The sequence below is a fragment of the Flavobacterium sp. TR2 genome, assembly GCF_025252405.1.
Taxonomy (GTDB): Bacteria; Bacteroidota; Bacteroidia; order Flavobacteriales; family Flavobacteriaceae; genus Flavobacterium.
The window spans coordinates 1,966,717-1,983,409 of sequence record NZ_CP104307.1 but is presented as its reverse complement, the minus strand read 5'-3'; the positions used below and the strand labels follow the sequence as shown (position 1 = coordinate 1,983,409).

The 16,693-nt window shown below is 32.7% G+C and carries 17 protein-coding genes; 13 read left to right on the top strand and 4 right to left on the bottom strand.

The genetic code is table 11. The features are described 5' to 3' along the window. The first annotated feature begins 144 nt into the window (after positions 1-144). The 3 genes from groES (at position 145) to N4T20_RS09000 (ending at position 3,678) form a co-directional block, all read left to right on the top strand. A complete protein-coding gene (gene groES, locus N4T20_RS09010) occupies positions 145-420 on the top strand; it encodes a co-chaperone GroES (RefSeq protein WP_008467105.1) in 276 nt (91 codons plus the stop codon). A gap of 84 nt (positions 421-504) precedes the next feature. Further along, the gene (gene groL / locus N4T20_RS09005) at positions 505-2,136 is read left to right on the top strand and encodes a chaperonin GroEL (RefSeq protein WP_260672698.1); all 1,632 of its coding nucleotides are present in this window, start codon (positions 505-507) and stop codon (positions 2,134-2,136) included. 336 nt (positions 2,137-2,472) lie between these two features. Beyond that, complete coding sequence (locus N4T20_RS09000; protein ID WP_260672697.1) at positions 2,473-3,678, top strand: ectonucleotide pyrophosphatase/phosphodiesterase; 1,206 nt, start codon at positions 2,473-2,475, stop codon at positions 3,676-3,678. Positions 3,679-3,937: 259 nt separating this feature from the next. Here N4T20_RS09000 and N4T20_RS08995 read toward each other — a convergent pair whose 3' ends face one another. Together N4T20_RS08995 and N4T20_RS08990 are read right to left on the bottom strand one after the other, a co-directional pair. After that, complete coding sequence (locus N4T20_RS08995; RefSeq protein ID WP_260672696.1) at positions 3,938-5,467, bottom strand: SulP family inorganic anion transporter; 1,530 nt, start codon at positions 5,465-5,467, stop codon at positions 3,938-3,940. Positions 5,468-5,713: 246 nt separating this feature from the next. Continuing rightward, a complete protein-coding gene (locus tag N4T20_RS08990) occupies positions 5,714-5,959 on the bottom strand; it encodes a hypothetical protein (protein WP_260672695.1) in 246 nt (81 codons plus the stop codon). Between the two features lie 560 nt (positions 5,960-6,519). On the opposite strand from N4T20_RS08990, the gene N4T20_RS08985 reads away from it, so the two are divergent. The 9 genes from N4T20_RS08985 to N4T20_RS08945 all read left to right on the top strand — a co-directional run bounded on the left by N4T20_RS08985 (position 6,520) and on the right by N4T20_RS08945 (position 13,669). Then, positions 6,520-7,125 carry a sensor histidine kinase gene (locus tag N4T20_RS08985; RefSeq protein WP_260672694.1) on the top strand — a complete coding sequence of 202 codons (606 nt, stop codon included), beginning with the start codon at positions 6,520-6,522 and terminating at the stop codon, positions 7,123-7,125. Continuing rightward, positions 7,101-7,814 (top strand): LytR/AlgR family response regulator transcription factor, encoded by a 714-nt coding sequence (locus N4T20_RS08980; RefSeq protein ID WP_260672693.1) that lies wholly within the window; start codon positions 7,101-7,103, stop codon positions 7,812-7,814. The genes N4T20_RS08985 and N4T20_RS08980 overlap by 25 nt, the downstream gene beginning before the upstream one ends. Positions 7,815-8,210: 396 nt before the next feature. After that, on the top strand, positions 8,211-8,603 hold the full coding sequence (locus N4T20_RS08975) for a hypothetical protein (RefSeq protein ID WP_260672692.1): 393 nt from the start codon (positions 8,211-8,213) through the stop codon (positions 8,601-8,603). A 968-nt stretch (positions 8,604-9,571) separates the two neighbouring features. Next, on the top strand, positions 9,572-10,819 hold the full coding sequence (locus N4T20_RS08970) for a TMEM143 family protein (RefSeq protein WP_260672691.1): 1,248 nt from the start codon (positions 9,572-9,574) through the stop codon (positions 10,817-10,819). Between the two features lie 3 nt (positions 10,820-10,822). Beyond that, positions 10,823-11,338: a DUF2199 domain-containing protein gene (locus N4T20_RS08965; protein ID WP_260672690.1), complete on the top strand. Its 516-nt coding sequence runs from the start codon at positions 10,823-10,825 to the stop codon at positions 11,336-11,338. Between the two features lie 46 nt (positions 11,339-11,384). Next, positions 11,385-11,849: a DUF962 domain-containing protein gene (locus N4T20_RS08960; RefSeq protein ID WP_260672689.1), complete on the top strand. Its 465-nt coding sequence runs from the start codon at positions 11,385-11,387 to the stop codon at positions 11,847-11,849. A 137-nt stretch (positions 11,850-11,986) separates the two neighbouring features. Continuing rightward, positions 11,987-12,847, top strand: a complete 861-nt coding sequence (locus N4T20_RS08955) for a hypothetical protein (protein ID WP_260672688.1) — start codon at positions 11,987-11,989, stop codon at positions 12,845-12,847. Between the two features lie 30 nt (positions 12,848-12,877). After that, the gene (locus tag N4T20_RS08950) at positions 12,878-13,069 is read left to right on the top strand and encodes a hypothetical protein (protein ID WP_260672687.1); all 192 of its coding nucleotides are present in this window, start codon (positions 12,878-12,880) and stop codon (positions 13,067-13,069) included. Positions 13,070-13,117: 48 nt separating this feature from the next. Continuing rightward, positions 13,118-13,669 (top strand): GNAT family N-acetyltransferase, encoded by a 552-nt coding sequence (locus N4T20_RS08945; RefSeq protein ID WP_260672686.1) that lies wholly within the window; start codon positions 13,118-13,120, stop codon positions 13,667-13,669. Positions 13,670-13,869: 200 nt separating this feature from the next. On the opposite strand, the gene N4T20_RS08940 is transcribed toward N4T20_RS08945, so the two are convergent. Further along, the gene (locus N4T20_RS08940) at positions 13,870-14,562 is read right to left on the bottom strand and encodes a hypothetical protein (RefSeq protein WP_260672685.1); all 693 of its coding nucleotides are present in this window, start codon (positions 14,560-14,562) and stop codon (positions 13,870-13,872) included. Positions 14,563-14,618: 56 nt separating this feature from the next. Next, positions 14,619-15,365, bottom strand: a complete 747-nt coding sequence (locus N4T20_RS08935; protein ID WP_260672684.1) for a hypothetical protein — start codon at positions 15,363-15,365, stop codon at positions 14,619-14,621. 189 nt (positions 15,366-15,554) lie between these two features. Between N4T20_RS08935 and N4T20_RS08930 the strand changes: the two genes are divergently transcribed. Next, on the top strand, positions 15,555-16,652 hold the full coding sequence (locus tag N4T20_RS08930; protein WP_260672683.1) for a YbjQ family protein: 1,098 nt from the start codon (positions 15,555-15,557) through the stop codon (positions 16,650-16,652). The last annotated feature ends 41 nt before the right edge of the window (positions 16,653-16,693 follow it).

Sequence of the window (16,693 nt, the reverse complement as noted above, 5' to 3'; positions counted from 1 at the left end):
TTTTAGCTCGATATAAAAATCTAATGCCAGCCTGTCAAAGCTGGCATTTTTTTTAAGAAATAATGTCAGTTTTTCTAGCATGGCATAGTTTCTGAAAGTTTATAGAACAGAAAAAAATCGTATAACTTATAATAATATAAAATCATGGCTTTAAACATTAAACCGCTTTCAGACCGCGTACTTATTGAGCCTGTTGCAGCTGAAACTAAAACTGCCTCAGGTATTTTTATTCCAGATACTGCCAAAGAGAAACCACAAAAAGGTACTGTAGTAGCAGTAGGAAACGGAACTAAAGATCACACAATGACTGTAAAAGTTGGCGATACTGTTCTTTACGGAAAATATGCAGGAACAGAGTTAAAACTGGAAGGCACTGATTATCTAATCATGCGCGAGGATGATATTTTAGCGATTATCTAAAAAATATTGTATTAAGTACGAAGTATTAAAAAATTAAGAACTTCATTTAACTTGAAACAAATCAAACATTAAACAAAAATTAAAATGGCAAAAGATATAAAATTTGATATTGAAGCACGTGACGGTTTAAAACGTGGTGTTGATGCATTAGCAAATGCTGTAAAAGTAACTCTTGGACCAAAAGGTCGTAACGTAATTATCGGAAAATCATTTGGTGGGCCAACTGTTACCAAAGATGGTGTTTCTGTTGCAAAAGAAATCGAATTAAAAGACGCATTAGAAAATATGGGTGCGCAAATGGTGAAAGAAGTTGCTTCTAAAACCAATGACTTAGCGGGTGACGGAACTACAACTGCTACAGTTTTAGCTCAGGCTATCGTAAAAGAAGGTTTGAAAAACGTTGCTGCTGGTGCAAATCCAATGGACTTGAAACGCGGTATCGACAAAGCTGTTGAAACTATCGTAGCTGACTTGGCAAAACAAGCTAAAGTTGTTGGAAGCGATTCTGATAAAATTAAGCAAATTGCTTCTATCTCTGCTAACAATGACGAAGTTATTGGTGAATTAATCGCTACAGCTTTCGCTAAAGTTGGAAAAGAAGGTGTTATCACTGTTGAAGAAGCTAAAGGAACGGATACTTTCGTTGACGTTGTTGAAGGAATGCAGTTTGACAGAGGATACCTTTCTCCTTACTTCGTAACAAACCCTGAGAAAATGGAAGTTGAATTAGACTCTCCATACATCTTGTTATATGACAAAAAAGTTTCTTCTTTAAAAGAATTACTTCCAGTTTTAGAGCCAGTTGCACAATCAGGAAAACCATTATTGATTATTGCTGAAGATGTTGACGGTGAAGCTCTTTCTACTTTAGTAGTAAACAAATTAAGAGGTGCTCTTAAAATTGCTGCTGTAAAAGCTCCAGGTTTTGGAGACAGAAGAAAAGCAATGTTAGAAGATATCGCAATCTTAACTGGAGGTACTGTTATCTCTGAAGAAAGAGGATATACTCTTGAAAATACAACTATCGAAATGTTAGGAAACGCAAAAAGAGTTTCTATCGATAAAGACAATACAACTATCGTAAGCGGTGCTGGTGAAGCTGATATCATCAAAAATCGTGTAAACCAAATCAAAGGTCAGATGGAAACTACTACATCTGATTACGATAAAGAAAAATTACAAGAGCGTTTGGCTAAATTAGCTGGAGGTGTTGCAGTTCTTTACGTTGGTGCAGCTTCTGAAGTTGAAATGAAAGAGAAAAAAGACAGAGTTGATGATGCTTTACACGCAACTCGCGCTGCTGTAGAAGAAGGAATAGTTGCTGGTGGTGGTGTTGCTTTATTAAGAGCTAAAATTGCTTTGGCTGACTTAAAAGCTGACAATGCTGACGAAGCTACTGGAATCCAAATCGTTTCTCGCGCTGTTGAAGCTCCATTAAGAACTATCGTTGAAAACGCTGGTCTTGAAGGTTCTGTTGTTGTGGCCAAAGTTTCTGAAGGAAAAGGTGATTTCGGATACAACGCAAAAACTGACGAATATGTAGATATGCTTACTGCTGGAATTATCGATCCTAAAAAAGTTACTCGTGTAGCATTAGAAAATGCAGCATCTGTTTCTGGAATGATCTTAACTACAGAATGTGCATTAATTGATATTAAAGAAGAAAATGCCGGAGGCGGAATGCCAATGGGAGGCGGAATGCCAGGAATGATGTAATCGTTCTCTTCTTAAAAATTAAAAGCGCTGGATTTACTTCTGGCGCTTTTTTTTAGCCACAACTCAACCGAAGAGAATAGCCACGAATTCACGAATTATTTTCAAATCTCTGTGTTTATTTTTTGCCACAGATTAAAAAGATTATCACAGATTATAATCCTTTTAATCTGTGTAATCCGTAGCTAATAAAAATATAGATAAAGATTATAAAAAAATAATTCGTGAATTCGTGGCTATTCTCCTTGGTCAATTCGTGGCCATCCCTTTATTTAACATTCTCTTTTTCTTTAAAAAATCTGTTATCAATACCTTTGCGGTTCTATTTAAAATTGCACAATGAGAAAATTCACAACTCACTTTTTATCTTTTACATTTTTACTTCTTACTACTTTTTTACAAGCCCAAAGCAATAAAGACAATTACGTAGTTTTAATTTCTATGGATGGCTTTCGCTGGGATTATGGCAAAATGTATAATCTTCCAAATCTGAAGCAAATTGAAAAAGAAGGCGTTCATGCCAAATCAATGAAACCGTCTTACCCAAGTAAAACTTTTCCAAATCATTATTCTATTGTCACGGGACTTTATCCAGATCATCACGGAATCATCAACAATGTTTTCTTTGATTCTTCTTTGAATCAGTCTTTTTCATTATCAAGCAATGCTAAAAATGATTCGAGATTTTATGGCGGAAATCCGATTTGGAATTTAGCTGAGCAACAGGGTATAAAAACAGCTTCTTTCTTCTGGCCTGGTTCTGATATTGATAAACGAAATCCAACTTACTTTAAAAATTATGACGGTAAAATTCCATATGGAGCCAGAATTGATACCGTTATGAAATGGCTGCAGCTTCCAGAAAAACAGCGCCCTCATTTGATAACTTTATATTTTGACGAACCAGATCATACTGGTCATAATTTTGGTCCGCTTTCGCCAAAAACCGAAAAAATGGTGATTAAAATGGATTCGATTATGGGAGAAATATCTAAAAGATTAGATCAACTGCCTATTGGAAAACAAATCAATTTGATAATCGTTTCAGACCACGGAATGGCCACTATCAGCAATGATAAAAAAATAGCCGTTTTAGATTATTTAAAACCAGAATGGCTGGGCTATAAAGATGTTGTGAACCCAATTATGAGTTTACAGGCAAAATCTGGCTATCAGGATTCTATTGCTAATGCTTTGAAAAAAGTTCCACATATTAAATTCTGGAAATCGACTGAAGTTCCAAAAAGATTGCACTACGGATCAAATCCTCGTGTTCATGATTTTGTCATTGAAGCCGATAAAGGTTGGAGCTTAGTAAGCAAAGAAAGTACTCATATAAATGGCGGAACGCACGGTTATGACAATAACGAAAAAGATATGCACGCTATTTTTTATGCAAAAGGCCCTGCGTTTAAAATCAATAAAAAAGTAAAAACGTTTCAGAATGTTTCTGTATATCCTTTAATTGCTCATATTCTGGGTTTACAGATTGGTGAGATTGATGGAAAACTGAGTGATGTTGAGGGTACGCTACGCAAAAATTAGAAAATGTGTCAATTTGATAATTAGATAATTTGACGATGATTGTCACCCTGAGCGGAGTCGAAGGGCGCTCCAATTGGTACGTGGGCTTCGACTTCGCTCAGCCTGACAAACAAAAACAAACCCGACAGATTCTTTAAAATCTGTCGGGTTTGCTGTTTTTTGATATACTTATGCGTAGAGGCACTGCAGTGCGTCTACGCTACAGATTTACGCTACTAATTTCATTATCTAATTATCAAATCGACACATTATCTTATTTTCAAGATACCACTTTATAAGTTGGATCTTCAATAACATTCACTTTAATAACAGCATCAGCATTTTTGAGCAGTTGCCTGCAGTCGGCGCTTAAATGTTCCAGCTCTACGGTTTTATTGAGCTGATTGTACTTTTTAGTAATATTATTCAAAGCTTCAATGGCGGACATATCAGCAACTCGGCTTTCTCTAAAATCTATTATAATATGATTAGGATCGTTCTGGATATCAAATTTTTCTAAAAACGCAGTAGTAGAGCCAAAGAATAATGGGCCAAAAATTTCATAATGCTTTATTCCGTTTGCGTCAATATAATGTCTTGCGCGAATTCTTTTGGCACTTTCCCAAGCAAAAACCAGAGCAGAAATAATCACACCAATTAAAACTGCCAATGCCAGATTATGCAGTACAATGGTAATTAAAGCCACTAGAATTCCAACAAAAATATCATGTTTCGGCATTTTATTAATGATCTTAAAACTTGCCCATTCAAAAGTGGTTATAGCCACCATCATCATAACGCCTACCAAAGCCGCCATTGGCAATTTCCCTATTACTGGAGCTCCAAAAAGTATGATCATTAAAATAGTCAAGGCACCAATAATTCCAGCAAGTCTTGCTCTCGAACCTGCTCCGAGATTTACCAAAGTCTGCGCAATCATTGGACAACCGCCCATTCCGTAGAAGAAACCATTTAGAATATTTGAGCTTCCTTGTGCAATACATTCTCTGTTGCTGTTTCCTCTGGTTCCTGTAATTTCGTCAACTAAATTCAGCGTAAGCAAACCTTCAGTCAAACCAACAGCGGCAACAATTACCGAATATGGAAATATCACTTTAAAAGTTTCGAAAGAAAATGGAATATTCGGAATATGAAAAGGAGGAAATCCGCCTTGAACCGAAGCAATATCTTCTACCGTTTTGGTTTCAATATTAAAAATAATCACAATTGCAAAAACAACCATAATGGCTACTAAAGATGCAGGAACTGCTTTTGTAATCTTCGGAAAAATTAAAACAATGGCAATTGTCAAAGCAACTAAGCCAAGCATAATATACAAAGGAGTGCCTTGAAGCCACGAAACTTGTCCATTAACAACCGTTTTAAACTGTTCTAGCTGCGACATAAAAATCACAACGGCCAGACCATTTACAAAACCAAACATAACAGGCTGGGGAACTAATCGAATAAATTTTCCTAATTTAAAAAGTCCGATACAGATCTGAACAACACCTCCAAGGGCAACTGCAGCAAAAACATATTCTATTCCGTGCGATTTCATCAAAGCGATTAAAACAATCACGGTTGCTCCTGCACCGCCCGAAATCATTCCTGGCCTTCCTCCAAAAATAGCTGTTACTAGTCCAGCAATAAAAGCCGCATACAAACCTACCAACGGCGGAAATCCAGCCAAAATAGCAAACGACAACGATTCTGGAATCATGGTCATCGCAACAGTTAAACCTGCTAAAATTTCGTTTTTGTAATTGACTTTCTGATTAAAATCGAAGAGTTGGAACTTTTTTTTCATGGCGTAAAATTAGAAAAATAATACGCAAATGAAGACACCTTTTATACTGATAAAAAGTTAGTGGAAAAGCAACTAAAAAAAACAGTTAAATCAGATTAGCTGTTCGAGAAGAAAAAGAAAAATAGAAAGTATAAAACTTAGCATTTAAGATTTATTTTAAAATTAGAAGATTACACAAAATACTTAAAAAAAACACAAATACGTTAGCGTATTTACACCTGTTTTTCAGAAATAGAAAATATAAATTTATTCTAATCGCACACAAGTAAAACCTAAACCGCACACATGACTCACAACATTATCACATTGCAAATCAACACCTTCTACTCTCAAAATCTTATCACAGTCTTCCAAATCAAAATTAATTTTATAATCTGGGAACTGATTTTGCATAACTGTTATGATATAATCTCGATCAGATTCTTTTTGGACATTTGTTTTAAAAACTTCCACAATGACCTCTGCTTCTTGTAATTCTTTAAACTGGTACATTTTATTTTTTTATTAAAAAGATTATAGAAACTCAAGATCAAAAATAATAGAGAAGTCCATACTTTAACAGCAATTTTATACCAATGGCGTATGATTTATACGAATGGCGTTAGTATAAATTATTCTTTATAAATGCTTACAAACTATACGATTATATTATTTTTGCCGCTATGACAATTGCAAAAATCTACCAGAATTTTTTTCTACGAAATTTAATCGTTAATACTCTTGTTTATTTGGTCATTTTGGCCTGTATTTATGATGAAGTGAGACTCGACGGACACAGCTGGTCTTATATTCTCAGCAAAATTGCCATGGGTTATTTCCCTTGCATAGTCTGGATTACGGTTTTTAACATCTGCATTATCAATCCTTTTTTATTCCACAAAAGGTTTAAAATCTTTTTCACGCTTCTCGCAATTTATTGGACTGGCTTTTACTTTTTTATGAATTGGTTTTTTCCGCTTGTCGGGTTGGGGAATTTAAAAACGCTTCAGATTGTATCACTGATTATAAACGGCTGTTTTTTTTATTTTCTGCATATTGTAATCAGTAAAAAAATGAGCCAGGCCGACAAAGACATCATTAATTTCAAATCGGAGCTTTCATTTTTAAAACAACAGCTGAATCCGCATTTTTTATTGAATGCTATGAATAATCTTTACGGAGAAGCCTTGGCCGAGCCAGAAAAAGTTCCAGATCGAATACTAAATCTTTCAGACTTGCTGCGCTATCAGATAGAGGCTTCAAAAAAAGATTTTGTTTTAATGCAGGAAGAAATTGCTTTTATTAAAAAATATATTGAATATTACACCTTTCGAAACGAAAGACTATCTGTAAAACAAAACATTGAAGGTGTGCATGACCAAATAGAAATTCCGCCTTTGTTCTTTTTGCCTTTGGTAGAAAATGCGGTGAAGTTTTCTGCCGAAACTGCCGAACCGTTTATTAATCTTGACTTGAAAGTACAGTGCCGAAGTGTATGCTTTACTCTTAAAAACAATTGTTTGGATACAGAATCAAGGCTTTCGAGCACTGGAATCGGAATAGAAAACTTAAAAAGAAGATTGGAAGTATATGGCTTAAAACATACTTTATGCTGTAGAAAAGAAAAAAACACATTTATCGTAAAATTGAGCATATGGCACTTACCTACCGCTGTCTGATAATTGATGACGAATCGCCGGCACACAAAGCCTTGATTTCGCATATTTCCAAATTTGACGAACTTGAGCATTCTGGAAGTGCATTTAATGGCATGGAAGCCATAAAACTGCTCAACGAGAATCAATATGATATTATTTTTCTTGACATTAATATGCCTGTTATTTCTGGTGTAGAATTGATGGAATTACAACCCAAGCGCCCACTCACAATTGTAACAACCGCTTATTCTGACTTTGCGCTTTCTGCCTATCAAAACGATGCCATCGATTATCTTTTAAAGCCTATTTCGCTTGATAAGTTTTCTAAGGCAATAGAAAAAGCCAAAACGTATCATTCAGGAAATAACATAAAAAAAGAAAACAGCAGCGACGAAAAAACACTTTCTTATCGCTCCAACGGACAGGCAATTGAAACGCCTCTTTCGGATATTTTATATATTGAAAGTCTCGGCAACTACATGAAATTGTACAATTGTAAATTAAAATCTCCTATTGTTATTTACGGCTCACTTGCCAGTATAAGCGCCGAGATTGACTGCGCGCATTTCGTACAAGTCCATCGGTCCTATATTGTAAATACAGACAAAATTTCTGCCGTTACAGCCAAAAACCTTACGATGGCAAATGGCGACATTGTTCCTGTGGGAAGGAAGTATCAGATTTTATTAAACAATTTGTCTATTAAATAATCTTTTTTAATGAGATAATTTGCCAATTATGATCATTAGATAATTTTTTAAAAGCTCGCCTCTGTTAGTTGGGCTTTTTGTTTTGAACAATTTAGAAACCATTTTTTACTAAATTTTATCAGACAAAAATTCGCTGCATTATAATGATCGCAAAGATTTCAAATTTCATCTGCTACTATTTTTATTTGTTTTAAATCTATAGTAATTATCCGAATTCGCGATTTTGTTCATTATTTTCTTAAAAAAAATAGCGAATCAAGCTACTTTTCTTACTTAATTCTTTAAATTCGCCGCACAACCAAACCACTAAGCGTTTATAAACCAATGAACATTTTTAATTTTTTTAAGCGATCCACTATTAAATGCCCCAGATGTCTTGGTAAAAGATTTGTTGACTTGGAAGATATTATTCGTTTAAACCGACAATTGAAATGGACTCCTGCTCCATGCGCCTACTGCGATGCAACGGGAAGGGTCCCCAAAGAACTGCCTAATATAGTTGCTGTTGACTGTATGTACCTTACCATCGATTTGCCAGAATCTGTAATAGAAAAAATAAAAGAAGGTGATCATGAAACGATTGAAAAAGGAAAACAGCGTGAACTTTTTATAGATCATCTAATAGAATTCGCAGAACATCATTACCTCACTCAAAATCTCGATGCAGAAAGTATTGCCAATCTATACTTGAACACCGAAGCAGAAAAAGCTCCTTATGCAGTAAGGAAAGAAGAATTAATAAAATATATTCAAGGTGTAATTGAACTTAAAAAAACGGTATCGCAATAACCTTTACACCCCAATTACTCAAAATCTTCTGCCATTTACAAAAACAGGTATAAACACCTATAGCCACCATATTATTTTGTGCTAATATTGTACTGAATAATTTTTAGTTTAGGCAAGGTTTTCTACTAGAAAGCTTTTTAATTTTTTGTCACTTTTTTTTTGGAACAGAAAGTGGGATTTCAAATCGCTGGTACCGATTGGAAATTTCACTTTTTTTGTTTTACCTATCTAATCGCTTATTTTACCACAAAGAGCGCAAAGAATTACGCAAAGTTCACTAAGTTTTTTTTGAGAAGTTTGTGAGACCACTACGCTTTATCTAGATAAAGCTTTGCGAACTTAGCGATTTTATTAAATCTCGCATTAAAAAATCTTAGTGCACTTTGCGTTAAAAAAGGGAATATTTTTACCGCAAAGAGCGCAAAGAATTACGCAAAGTTCACAAAGCTAAATCAATATTTTTTTTGCGAATTCTATAACAGAGCCCGTGGTTTCAATCACGAGGACACAATCCATATTGCTGAGCATCCCGCGGTTGAAACCGCGGGCTATATTTGAATATTGCACAGCAATTAGAAATCTTTTTTAAAACACAAAGTTCGCAAAGTATATTTCTGTCTAGCTTTGCGAACTTAGCGATTTTATTAAGTCTTGCATTAAAAAATCTTAGTGCACTTTGCGTTAAAAAAGGGAATATTTTTAACGCAAAGAGCGCAAAGAATTACGCAAAGTTCACAAAGCTAAATCAATATTTTTTTTGCGAATTCTATAACATAGCTCGTGGTTTCAACCACGAGGACACAATCCATATCGCTGAGTATCCCGCGGTTGAAACCGCGGGCTATATTTGAATATTGCATTAAAAATTCTTAGCGTGCTTTGCGTTAAAAAAACATCACAATTAAAGTCTAAAATCAAATTTCAGGCAGTATTTTTGCGTTCTGTAAAAGCCACGAAATTAAGTCCACATGACTAGAGAACATTATATTCCGTTTAACAAAGAATTTTTACTGGAACAGCAAATTGCTGCCTTCGCTGAAAACTCGCAGAAGATTGATGATTTCAAGAAACTGTTCGAAATTATCGAACATTATTACCATTACGAATCTTTTAATCTTAACCGAAATCTAAAACAGCATTATGCGCTCTATGATCCAGATTTAAGCGAAAAAGAGCGCGAACAGTTTATCAATAAAAGCAATTTCCCTATTTTTAAAGAAACGCTGCTCAAAGTTCTCGAACGTGGCAATTATTACAAAATCAATCAGAAAGCCCTAAACGACGCTTTTAATGAATCTGACTTGATTGGACTGAATCTTTCTATCGATTTTAATGCTTTTAAAGATTTCGAACTTTATGCGCGTGGGCATCATAAAGCAAAAGAAAAAGTCAAAAAATATTTTTTCTGGACCAAAGAGGTCGAAATTGAATATTATGATCGTGTCTTGATTTACCTCAATTACAGTGAAGCCGATTATCTAAAAGAAAAGAAAGTCAAATTAGGGAAAATGCCAATCGATCCAGGTTCTATTGCGCTGAAAATCTTTAAACGTGTTCCTAAAAACGATATTGAAACTATTTTTCCAAATGCCATTCCGAAAATGTCTCTTAAGGACAAATTGCTGCTTTGGGTTCCTGGTGTTTTTGGAGGACTTTCTCTATTAAGCGCCAAGGTGATTCCGGCCTTGATTAATATGTATGAAGCTTATCAAACGGGTGAAACAATCGATTTGCTAAACAGTAAAACTTCGTTAAATCAAGGTTTAATAGCACTTGGAATTTTAGGAGCTTATTGTTTTCGTCAATACAATAATTTCATAAATAAGAAAATCAGATATTCTAAAACGCTTTCAGACAGTTTATACTTTAAAAATGTTGGGAATAACAGTGGTGCATTTTATTCTTTATTAAATTCTTCTGAAGAAGAGGCTTTAAAAGAAACTATTCTCGCTTATACTTTTTTACACGAGAGCGAGGATCCTTTAACCGCCGAAGAATTAGACCATCAGATTGAGTTTTGGTTTAAAAACAAACTAAATACCGATTTAGATTTTGATGTGAATGATGCTTTATTAAAATTAAAAAGCATCGGTCTAGGAATAGAAACTAATGGAAAATGGGAAGTGATTCCGCTTAATGAAGCGCTTATTAAGATTGATGAACTTTGGGATAATGTTTTTCAGTACAATCAGAAAGCTGACGCTCTAAATAATTAAAAAATGTATACTTACAAATGTTCTTGCTGCGGAGAAGTTTTTGAGCAAATGCCCTTATGCTTTGGGAATGAATTCCCTGCTTATTATTTTACCATTCCGCCCGAAGAAAGAGAGCAAAGAATAGAATATGGAGGAAGTTGGTGTTATGTCGATGAAGAGCATTTTTTTCATCGCGGCAGATTAACCATTCCTATTATTGATTATCACGAAGATTTAGTTTTTAATGTATGGACTACGATAAGCGAAGATAATTTCTGCCTAAGAATGGATTTATGGGAAGATCCAAACCGAGTAAACCAAGAGCCTTATTTTGGTTGGATGCAGACCAATGTGCCTACTTACGGCGAAACTTTATCTTTAAAATCTATTGCTATTGAACAAGGCTTAGGTTTAATTCCGGAAATAAAAATGATTGAGGAAAATCATCTCCTAACTTTAGATCAAGAAAACGGGATTACACTCGAAAAAGCTATTTCTATTGTAGATGAAATAATGAAAATGCAGCACGGTAAAAGCTAAAAGAAATTTTACTAGATTTACGCATCTAACCTTAAAACCACAAAAAATGAGAACATTAGACCAATGGTTTGCAGAATATGCCGTAAGTCATCAGAACCCCACAAACAAAGCGATACATTATATTTGTGTGCCTGCCATTTTCTTTTCTATAGTTGGTTTGCTAATGAGCATTCCGAGTGCGATCATCGCCAATACGCTGCAATTGAATGCGCCTGTTATTGAAAATTGGGCATTTTTAATTCTACTTTTTGTCTTGGTTTTCTATATCAGATTATCAATTTCTATGGCGCTAAAAATTGCTATATTTTCTGGAATCTGCTTAGTTATCAATTATTATATCGGACAAATTGTTCCGTTATGGATATTCTCCATTGGCGTTTTCGTTATTGCTTGGATCGGACAGTTTTACGGCCACAATATTGAAGGCAAAAAACCTTCTTTCTTAAAAGATCTTCAGTTTTTACTGATTGGTCCTGCTTGGGTCGTTGAGAATTTGTTTTCGAAGAAATAAAATTAAGCTCTTAATTATTTACACCATATCAATTTTAGAAATATAAACTAAAGGACAAATTTTATTTTGTCCTTTTTTTATGACTAAAATATACTCTGAATATTTTTCTATATTAGCCTAATAAACCAAATCCTAAAATGAGAAAATTATCTGTCTTATTAGTTTTCGGAATTTTGCTTTCAGCCTGCAAGAAAAATGACGACAAAACGATTTCTGACATCAGTAAAACAAAAAGTGATACTATTCAAACAAAATCTGTTACATCAACAGAAACTGGCCATTCAGAATCGCTTTTAGAACAATTTTCTAAAAACAAAAATGAAGTTGTTCTCAAATTAAAAACACTTTCTAATAAAGAAGCCAATGCCTTGTACGAAAAATATTCTGAAGAAAACAGCTCTTTATTGCAGCAGATTGCCGAAAAAGAATCAGCAGTATTAGATAAATTTTACCATGAAGATGAGACTGATAAAAAAGCGGTAAAACTTTTGGGCGAAAAACTTTCGAAGCACCAATTAGAGTTTTGGGAAATTGGAGAAGGATATGTTGAAATAGAACCGTTACATGATTTTTATTATACCATTTTCAAAGATTACGTCACAAGCGATTACAAAGAATATTTGCACCTAAAAAGCGAAGAAAACAAAACACTTTATTCGGCAGATGCCGGACTTGTAATATCTTTTAAAGATTTGGGAGACAGAATAATTTCATGGGAAAATTTTATGACGAAATATCCTGATTCAAAATTGATTGTGTCTGTAAAAGAAGAATACAAAAATTATCAGATGGATTATCTAGTCGGTCAAGACAATACGCCAACAGCTGAGCGAGCAACAGATGAGAAATATATTTATCCAGAAAACATTCAAGAATTTAACCGATTCATGAAAAAATATCCAAAAAGCCCCACAGTTCCTCTAATTAATTTGTTTATGGAGAACTTTAAGAGCGAGAGTATTTTTGATTTATTAAGAGCCGAACAGGACAAACTATAAATATGATATTTAACAACCAACAATCTAAATATGGAAAATAAAAACCAACCTATAACATTTGTTTTTTGGATAGTTGCAATCATTTTGGGCGCAACTTTATTCAAGCAATTTGACTTTAAGAATCTAAAATTTGAGAACCCAGCAATGGCAGTTATTTATGGCATTGTCTTTCTGTTTTCGGTTTACTATATTTTTAAAAATTCTAAAAAGCAGCCAAAGTGAGCGAAAGCCAAAATTCCGCATAAAAAAATTAATCAAAAAAGTACAGACATGGAATTAAATTTCAAAGATTTCCCTAAACTAATTACTGAAAGATTAATATTAAGAAACATTGAAAACAGTGATGTTATTTTAATCCATAAATTACATTCTGATGCAACTGTAAATGCTTTTGTTGGAAGAGAGAATTCATCAAGCTTACAAAAAGCAGAAGAGTATATAATTAAAATGCAAAATTTAATTGCGAGAAATGAATGCATTTATTGGGTTATAACTGAAAAAGAAAACAACGATCTAATTGGTTCAATTTGTTTATGGAATTTTGATGTTGAAAATGAAATTGTAGAAATAGGATATGAAATGTTGAGTGAATTTCAAGGCAAAGGAATAATGACGGAAGCAATCAAAAAAGTGATAGAATATGCGTTTGAAAAAATAAAAGCAAAAATAATAACTGCTTTTCCGTCATCTGACAATATTAATTCTGTATCAATATTAAAAAAAATGAACTTTAAATTGGAGAATGAAAAATATAACAACACCCATCAGAATATAAAAAATCTGGTAACTTATACTTTAAGAAATAATCAAATTAAAAACTAGAAGAAAATATTAAAAATTTTCGAACCATAAAAAAGCCTGCAAAGTTTATATTTTGCAGGCTTTCATTTTTTTTTGTGACCTTGACGGTACAGAATTCGAACCTTTTATTGAAAGATCTAATTATTTTGAGTGAAATATCAATCTAAAAAGTAAACTCTATTTTAAGTATAAAATTTAAATTAAAGCTTATTGGGTAATAATTACTGATACTCTTTTATTTTTTCAATGTTTGTTTCAATATCTTGTAAGTGAATAACATTTTTACTTTTCTTACTCCAATCATTCTTTATCGAATCCCATTCTCTAGTTGAAATTTCTTGAATTAGTGGTGTAATTTGATAATATTTTGTCTCCCTCTCTCGTAATGCATTAGTATATGATATTTCAATGAAACTTTTTATTTGGCTATAGCCATAATCCCATATTCCTTGTCTTATTAGTAATTCATTTTTACTGCAGTTCTTGTTGTCAAATACATATACTACACCTTCATTTTGTCCAGTTAATTTTCCATCACTATTAATATATTCCATCAACGGAATATCTATTTCTACACTATTTGTTCTTTTAGCAATATTTAAATACGCGTATTCTTTCTCAATTTCAAAGTTTGATATGATGCTGTTATTATTGATTACAGTCCATTTACTAACATTATCGATTCCAGAGGAATCGCTCATTATTTGTGTCCTTCGTATTTCTATACTTGGTGTATTTTCCATTTTCATGATTCCTGTTTGAGTACTGGAAATGATATTGGCTTGGTTTGCAATGTTGTTTGCCTGAAAAGAAACAAAAATGCTTGTACTAGTTAACACAATAGCTGTTAAAACTTCTAAAAATATTTTGTTTCTTTCCAGAAACTCTCTAAAACTGATAACTTTGTTTCTCATGATTTAGTTAAATTAGGAAAACAATCGTGTTTTTTATTGGCAAAAAATCATGAAATTTAAAAATTTAAAAACTTCTTGAAACTTATTGCATCTGTTTCATAATAAGTTTTTGCTTTTGTTTCTTCTGAGTCTTCATAAAGCGAATCATCGAAATATAAATTGGCATCGTAAAAATAAAATTGAACTATATTTTTTGCTTTAAAATAGTATAAGTTAAGCCCTAAATGGTGACTTACTAGGCTTTGATGATCCAAATAGGTTTTGTCATTTATTTTAGACAAAATGTCCTTTGAAATAGTAGTATTATTAAACGTCTTTGTGTTTATGAATAATAAGTTTCCTTCGTAAATTATTTTAAACAATATTTTATTTAAATTGTCATTTTCAATCTCTTTAATTTTGTTGAGCTCACCTTTTGAAAATACATAATATTTGCAACTTATTTTATTATTCCAACCCTTCTGAATGGAACTGTAAGTATAAAATCCATCTCTATATTTTTTAATTAAAACGGCATATGTACTATCAGCAATAGTAACATCTTTTATTTCTAGTGAAATGAAATTATCTGAACCAAGGCCATACGCTTCATAATTACCTAATAATTTCTGATTTTCTCCTAAATCTTGCGGAATCTTGTTTTTACCACTAATCCATTGTCCAGCTTCACTTTTATACCAACCATTTGCAAGAATTAATGCTTCATTTTTTTTTGTAATAACGGGAAGCTTGTCATTTATCCTTTCCTGCGCTTGACAGAAGGAAATCACAATTAGGAAAAAAGAAAGTAATTTTTTCTGCATATTTATGATGTTTAAGGTTTCTGATTTTAATTAGGTTAAAAAAGGAAATAAAGAATTTTCCCTTTGATAGTTTAGTTAAAATGTGATAGTCAAAATAACAAATAAAAAGTGTATTCTAATTACGGAAAACCATAAAGATTGACTAATTTAATTAATTAGGTTTGTATATAAATATTAAAATTTAACGTTATGGGAAATCCAAAAGATGTTTTAGTGTTGACAACTTCTTCAATAGAAGGAATAAAAATTAAAAAGCCTCTCAAACCTGTTACCGCGCATGTTGTTGCTGGTACTAATTTCTTCAGTGATTTTATGGGAGGGTTAACTGATGTTTTTGGAGGTCGATCTAATGCATATCAAAAGCAATTATCTTCAATATATAATGAAGCAATCGAAAAAATAAAACTTGCAACACACGAAATTGGTGGAAATTGTATCATAGGATTAAGTATTGATCTAGACGAAATTTCAGGTAAAGGAAAATCTATGTTTATGATTACGGCCATTGGTACTGCAGTTATTATTGAAAAAGAGAATGCGACTAACACCCTTTCGGATCGAGATGACAAGGTTGAAATTGTAAGTATTGAAAAAATAAATATTTTACGTAAAAAGCAGGAGTTAATTAAAGAAGCTCAATCAGGAATTTTGACAACAGATGAAGATTTTTGGAACTTTGTAATCGAAAATCAAATAGAAGAAGTTTTTCCCAATATACTTAAACGATATTCAGATATAATTACAACTCCTCAGAATTACGGAGAGGCTTATAATTCTTTTAATAAAAGATTTATTAACTATGTTGGTGTTTTAAAAGAAGATCAAAAAATAAGTCTTTTATATGCTAATATTAAAAGAACCGAAAATACTTCAGTAGCAGAATATCTATCAAAAGTTATAAAGGATTTAAATTTATTCAATTATGACGAAATAATAAAACTATTGAACGATGATAATTTTAATGTACAAAAGATAGCACTAAAAATGGCTACCTATGATAAGCCATTTTACGATCAAACGGACAAGAAAAATTTAGATACTATACTAGAGTATATCAAAAGTAATTTTTTTGAAAGAGGAACGAAAACAATGAAAAAGCAAATGCTGTCTTCGAAAGAAAAAGAGGTTTGGAATTGTGAATGTTCTAAAATAAATGAAATAGGAGAATATTGTAGTAGCTGTCATAAGGATATAAAAGGATTTAAACCAAATGAATTAAAGCCTTCCGAAGCAGAAAAACAAATCGAGCAAAAAATTGATTTAATAAAAGAATATCTTGCAATATAAATTATTAGAGATTAAGATATTCCATATATGTAATAGATTTT

What these genes read in the sequence shown, in the direction of transcription:
- groES (WP_008467105.1), top strand. Translation starts at nt 145, where the DNA reads ATGGCTTTAAACATTAAACCGCTTTCAGACCGCGTACTTATTGAGCCT.
- groL (WP_260672698.1), top strand. Translation starts at nt 505, where the DNA reads ATGGCAAAAGATATAAAATTTGATATTGAAGCACGTGACGGTTTAAAA.
- N4T20_RS09000 (WP_260672697.1), top strand. Translation starts at nt 2,473, where the DNA reads ATGAGAAAATTCACAACTCACTTTTTATCTTTTACATTTTTACTTCTT.
- N4T20_RS08995 (WP_260672696.1), bottom strand. Translation starts at nt 5,467, where the DNA reads ATGAAAAAAAAGTTCCAACTCTTCGATTTTAATCAGAAAGTCAATTAC.
- N4T20_RS08990 (WP_260672695.1), bottom strand. Translation starts at nt 5,959, where the DNA reads ATGTACCAGTTTAAAGAATTACAAGAAGCAGAGGTCATTGTGGAAGTT.
- N4T20_RS08985 (WP_260672694.1), top strand. Translation starts at nt 6,520, where the DNA reads ATGAGCCAGGCCGACAAAGACATCATTAATTTCAAATCGGAGCTTTCA.
- N4T20_RS08980 (WP_260672693.1), top strand. Translation starts at nt 7,101, where the DNA reads ATGGCACTTACCTACCGCTGTCTGATAATTGATGACGAATCGCCGGCA.
- N4T20_RS08970 (WP_260672691.1), top strand. Translation starts at nt 9,572, where the DNA reads ATGACTAGAGAACATTATATTCCGTTTAACAAAGAATTTTTACTGGAA.
- N4T20_RS08965 (WP_260672690.1), top strand. Translation starts at nt 10,823, where the DNA reads ATGTATACTTACAAATGTTCTTGCTGCGGAGAAGTTTTTGAGCAAATG.
- N4T20_RS08960 (WP_260672689.1), top strand. Translation starts at nt 11,385, where the DNA reads ATGAGAACATTAGACCAATGGTTTGCAGAATATGCCGTAAGTCATCAG.
- N4T20_RS08955 (WP_260672688.1), top strand. Translation starts at nt 11,987, where the DNA reads ATGAGAAAATTATCTGTCTTATTAGTTTTCGGAATTTTGCTTTCAGCC.
- N4T20_RS08950 (WP_260672687.1), top strand. Translation starts at nt 12,878, where the DNA reads ATGGAAAATAAAAACCAACCTATAACATTTGTTTTTTGGATAGTTGCA.
- N4T20_RS08945 (WP_260672686.1), top strand. Translation starts at nt 13,118, where the DNA reads ATGGAATTAAATTTCAAAGATTTCCCTAAACTAATTACTGAAAGATTA.
- N4T20_RS08940 (WP_260672685.1), bottom strand. Translation starts at nt 14,562, where the DNA reads ATGAGAAACAAAGTTATCAGTTTTAGAGAGTTTCTGGAAAGAAACAAA.
- N4T20_RS08935 (WP_260672684.1), bottom strand. Translation starts at nt 15,365, where the DNA reads ATGCAGAAAAAATTACTTTCTTTTTTCCTAATTGTGATTTCCTTCTGT.
- N4T20_RS08930 (WP_260672683.1), top strand. Translation starts at nt 15,555, where the DNA reads ATGGGAAATCCAAAAGATGTTTTAGTGTTGACAACTTCTTCAATAGAA.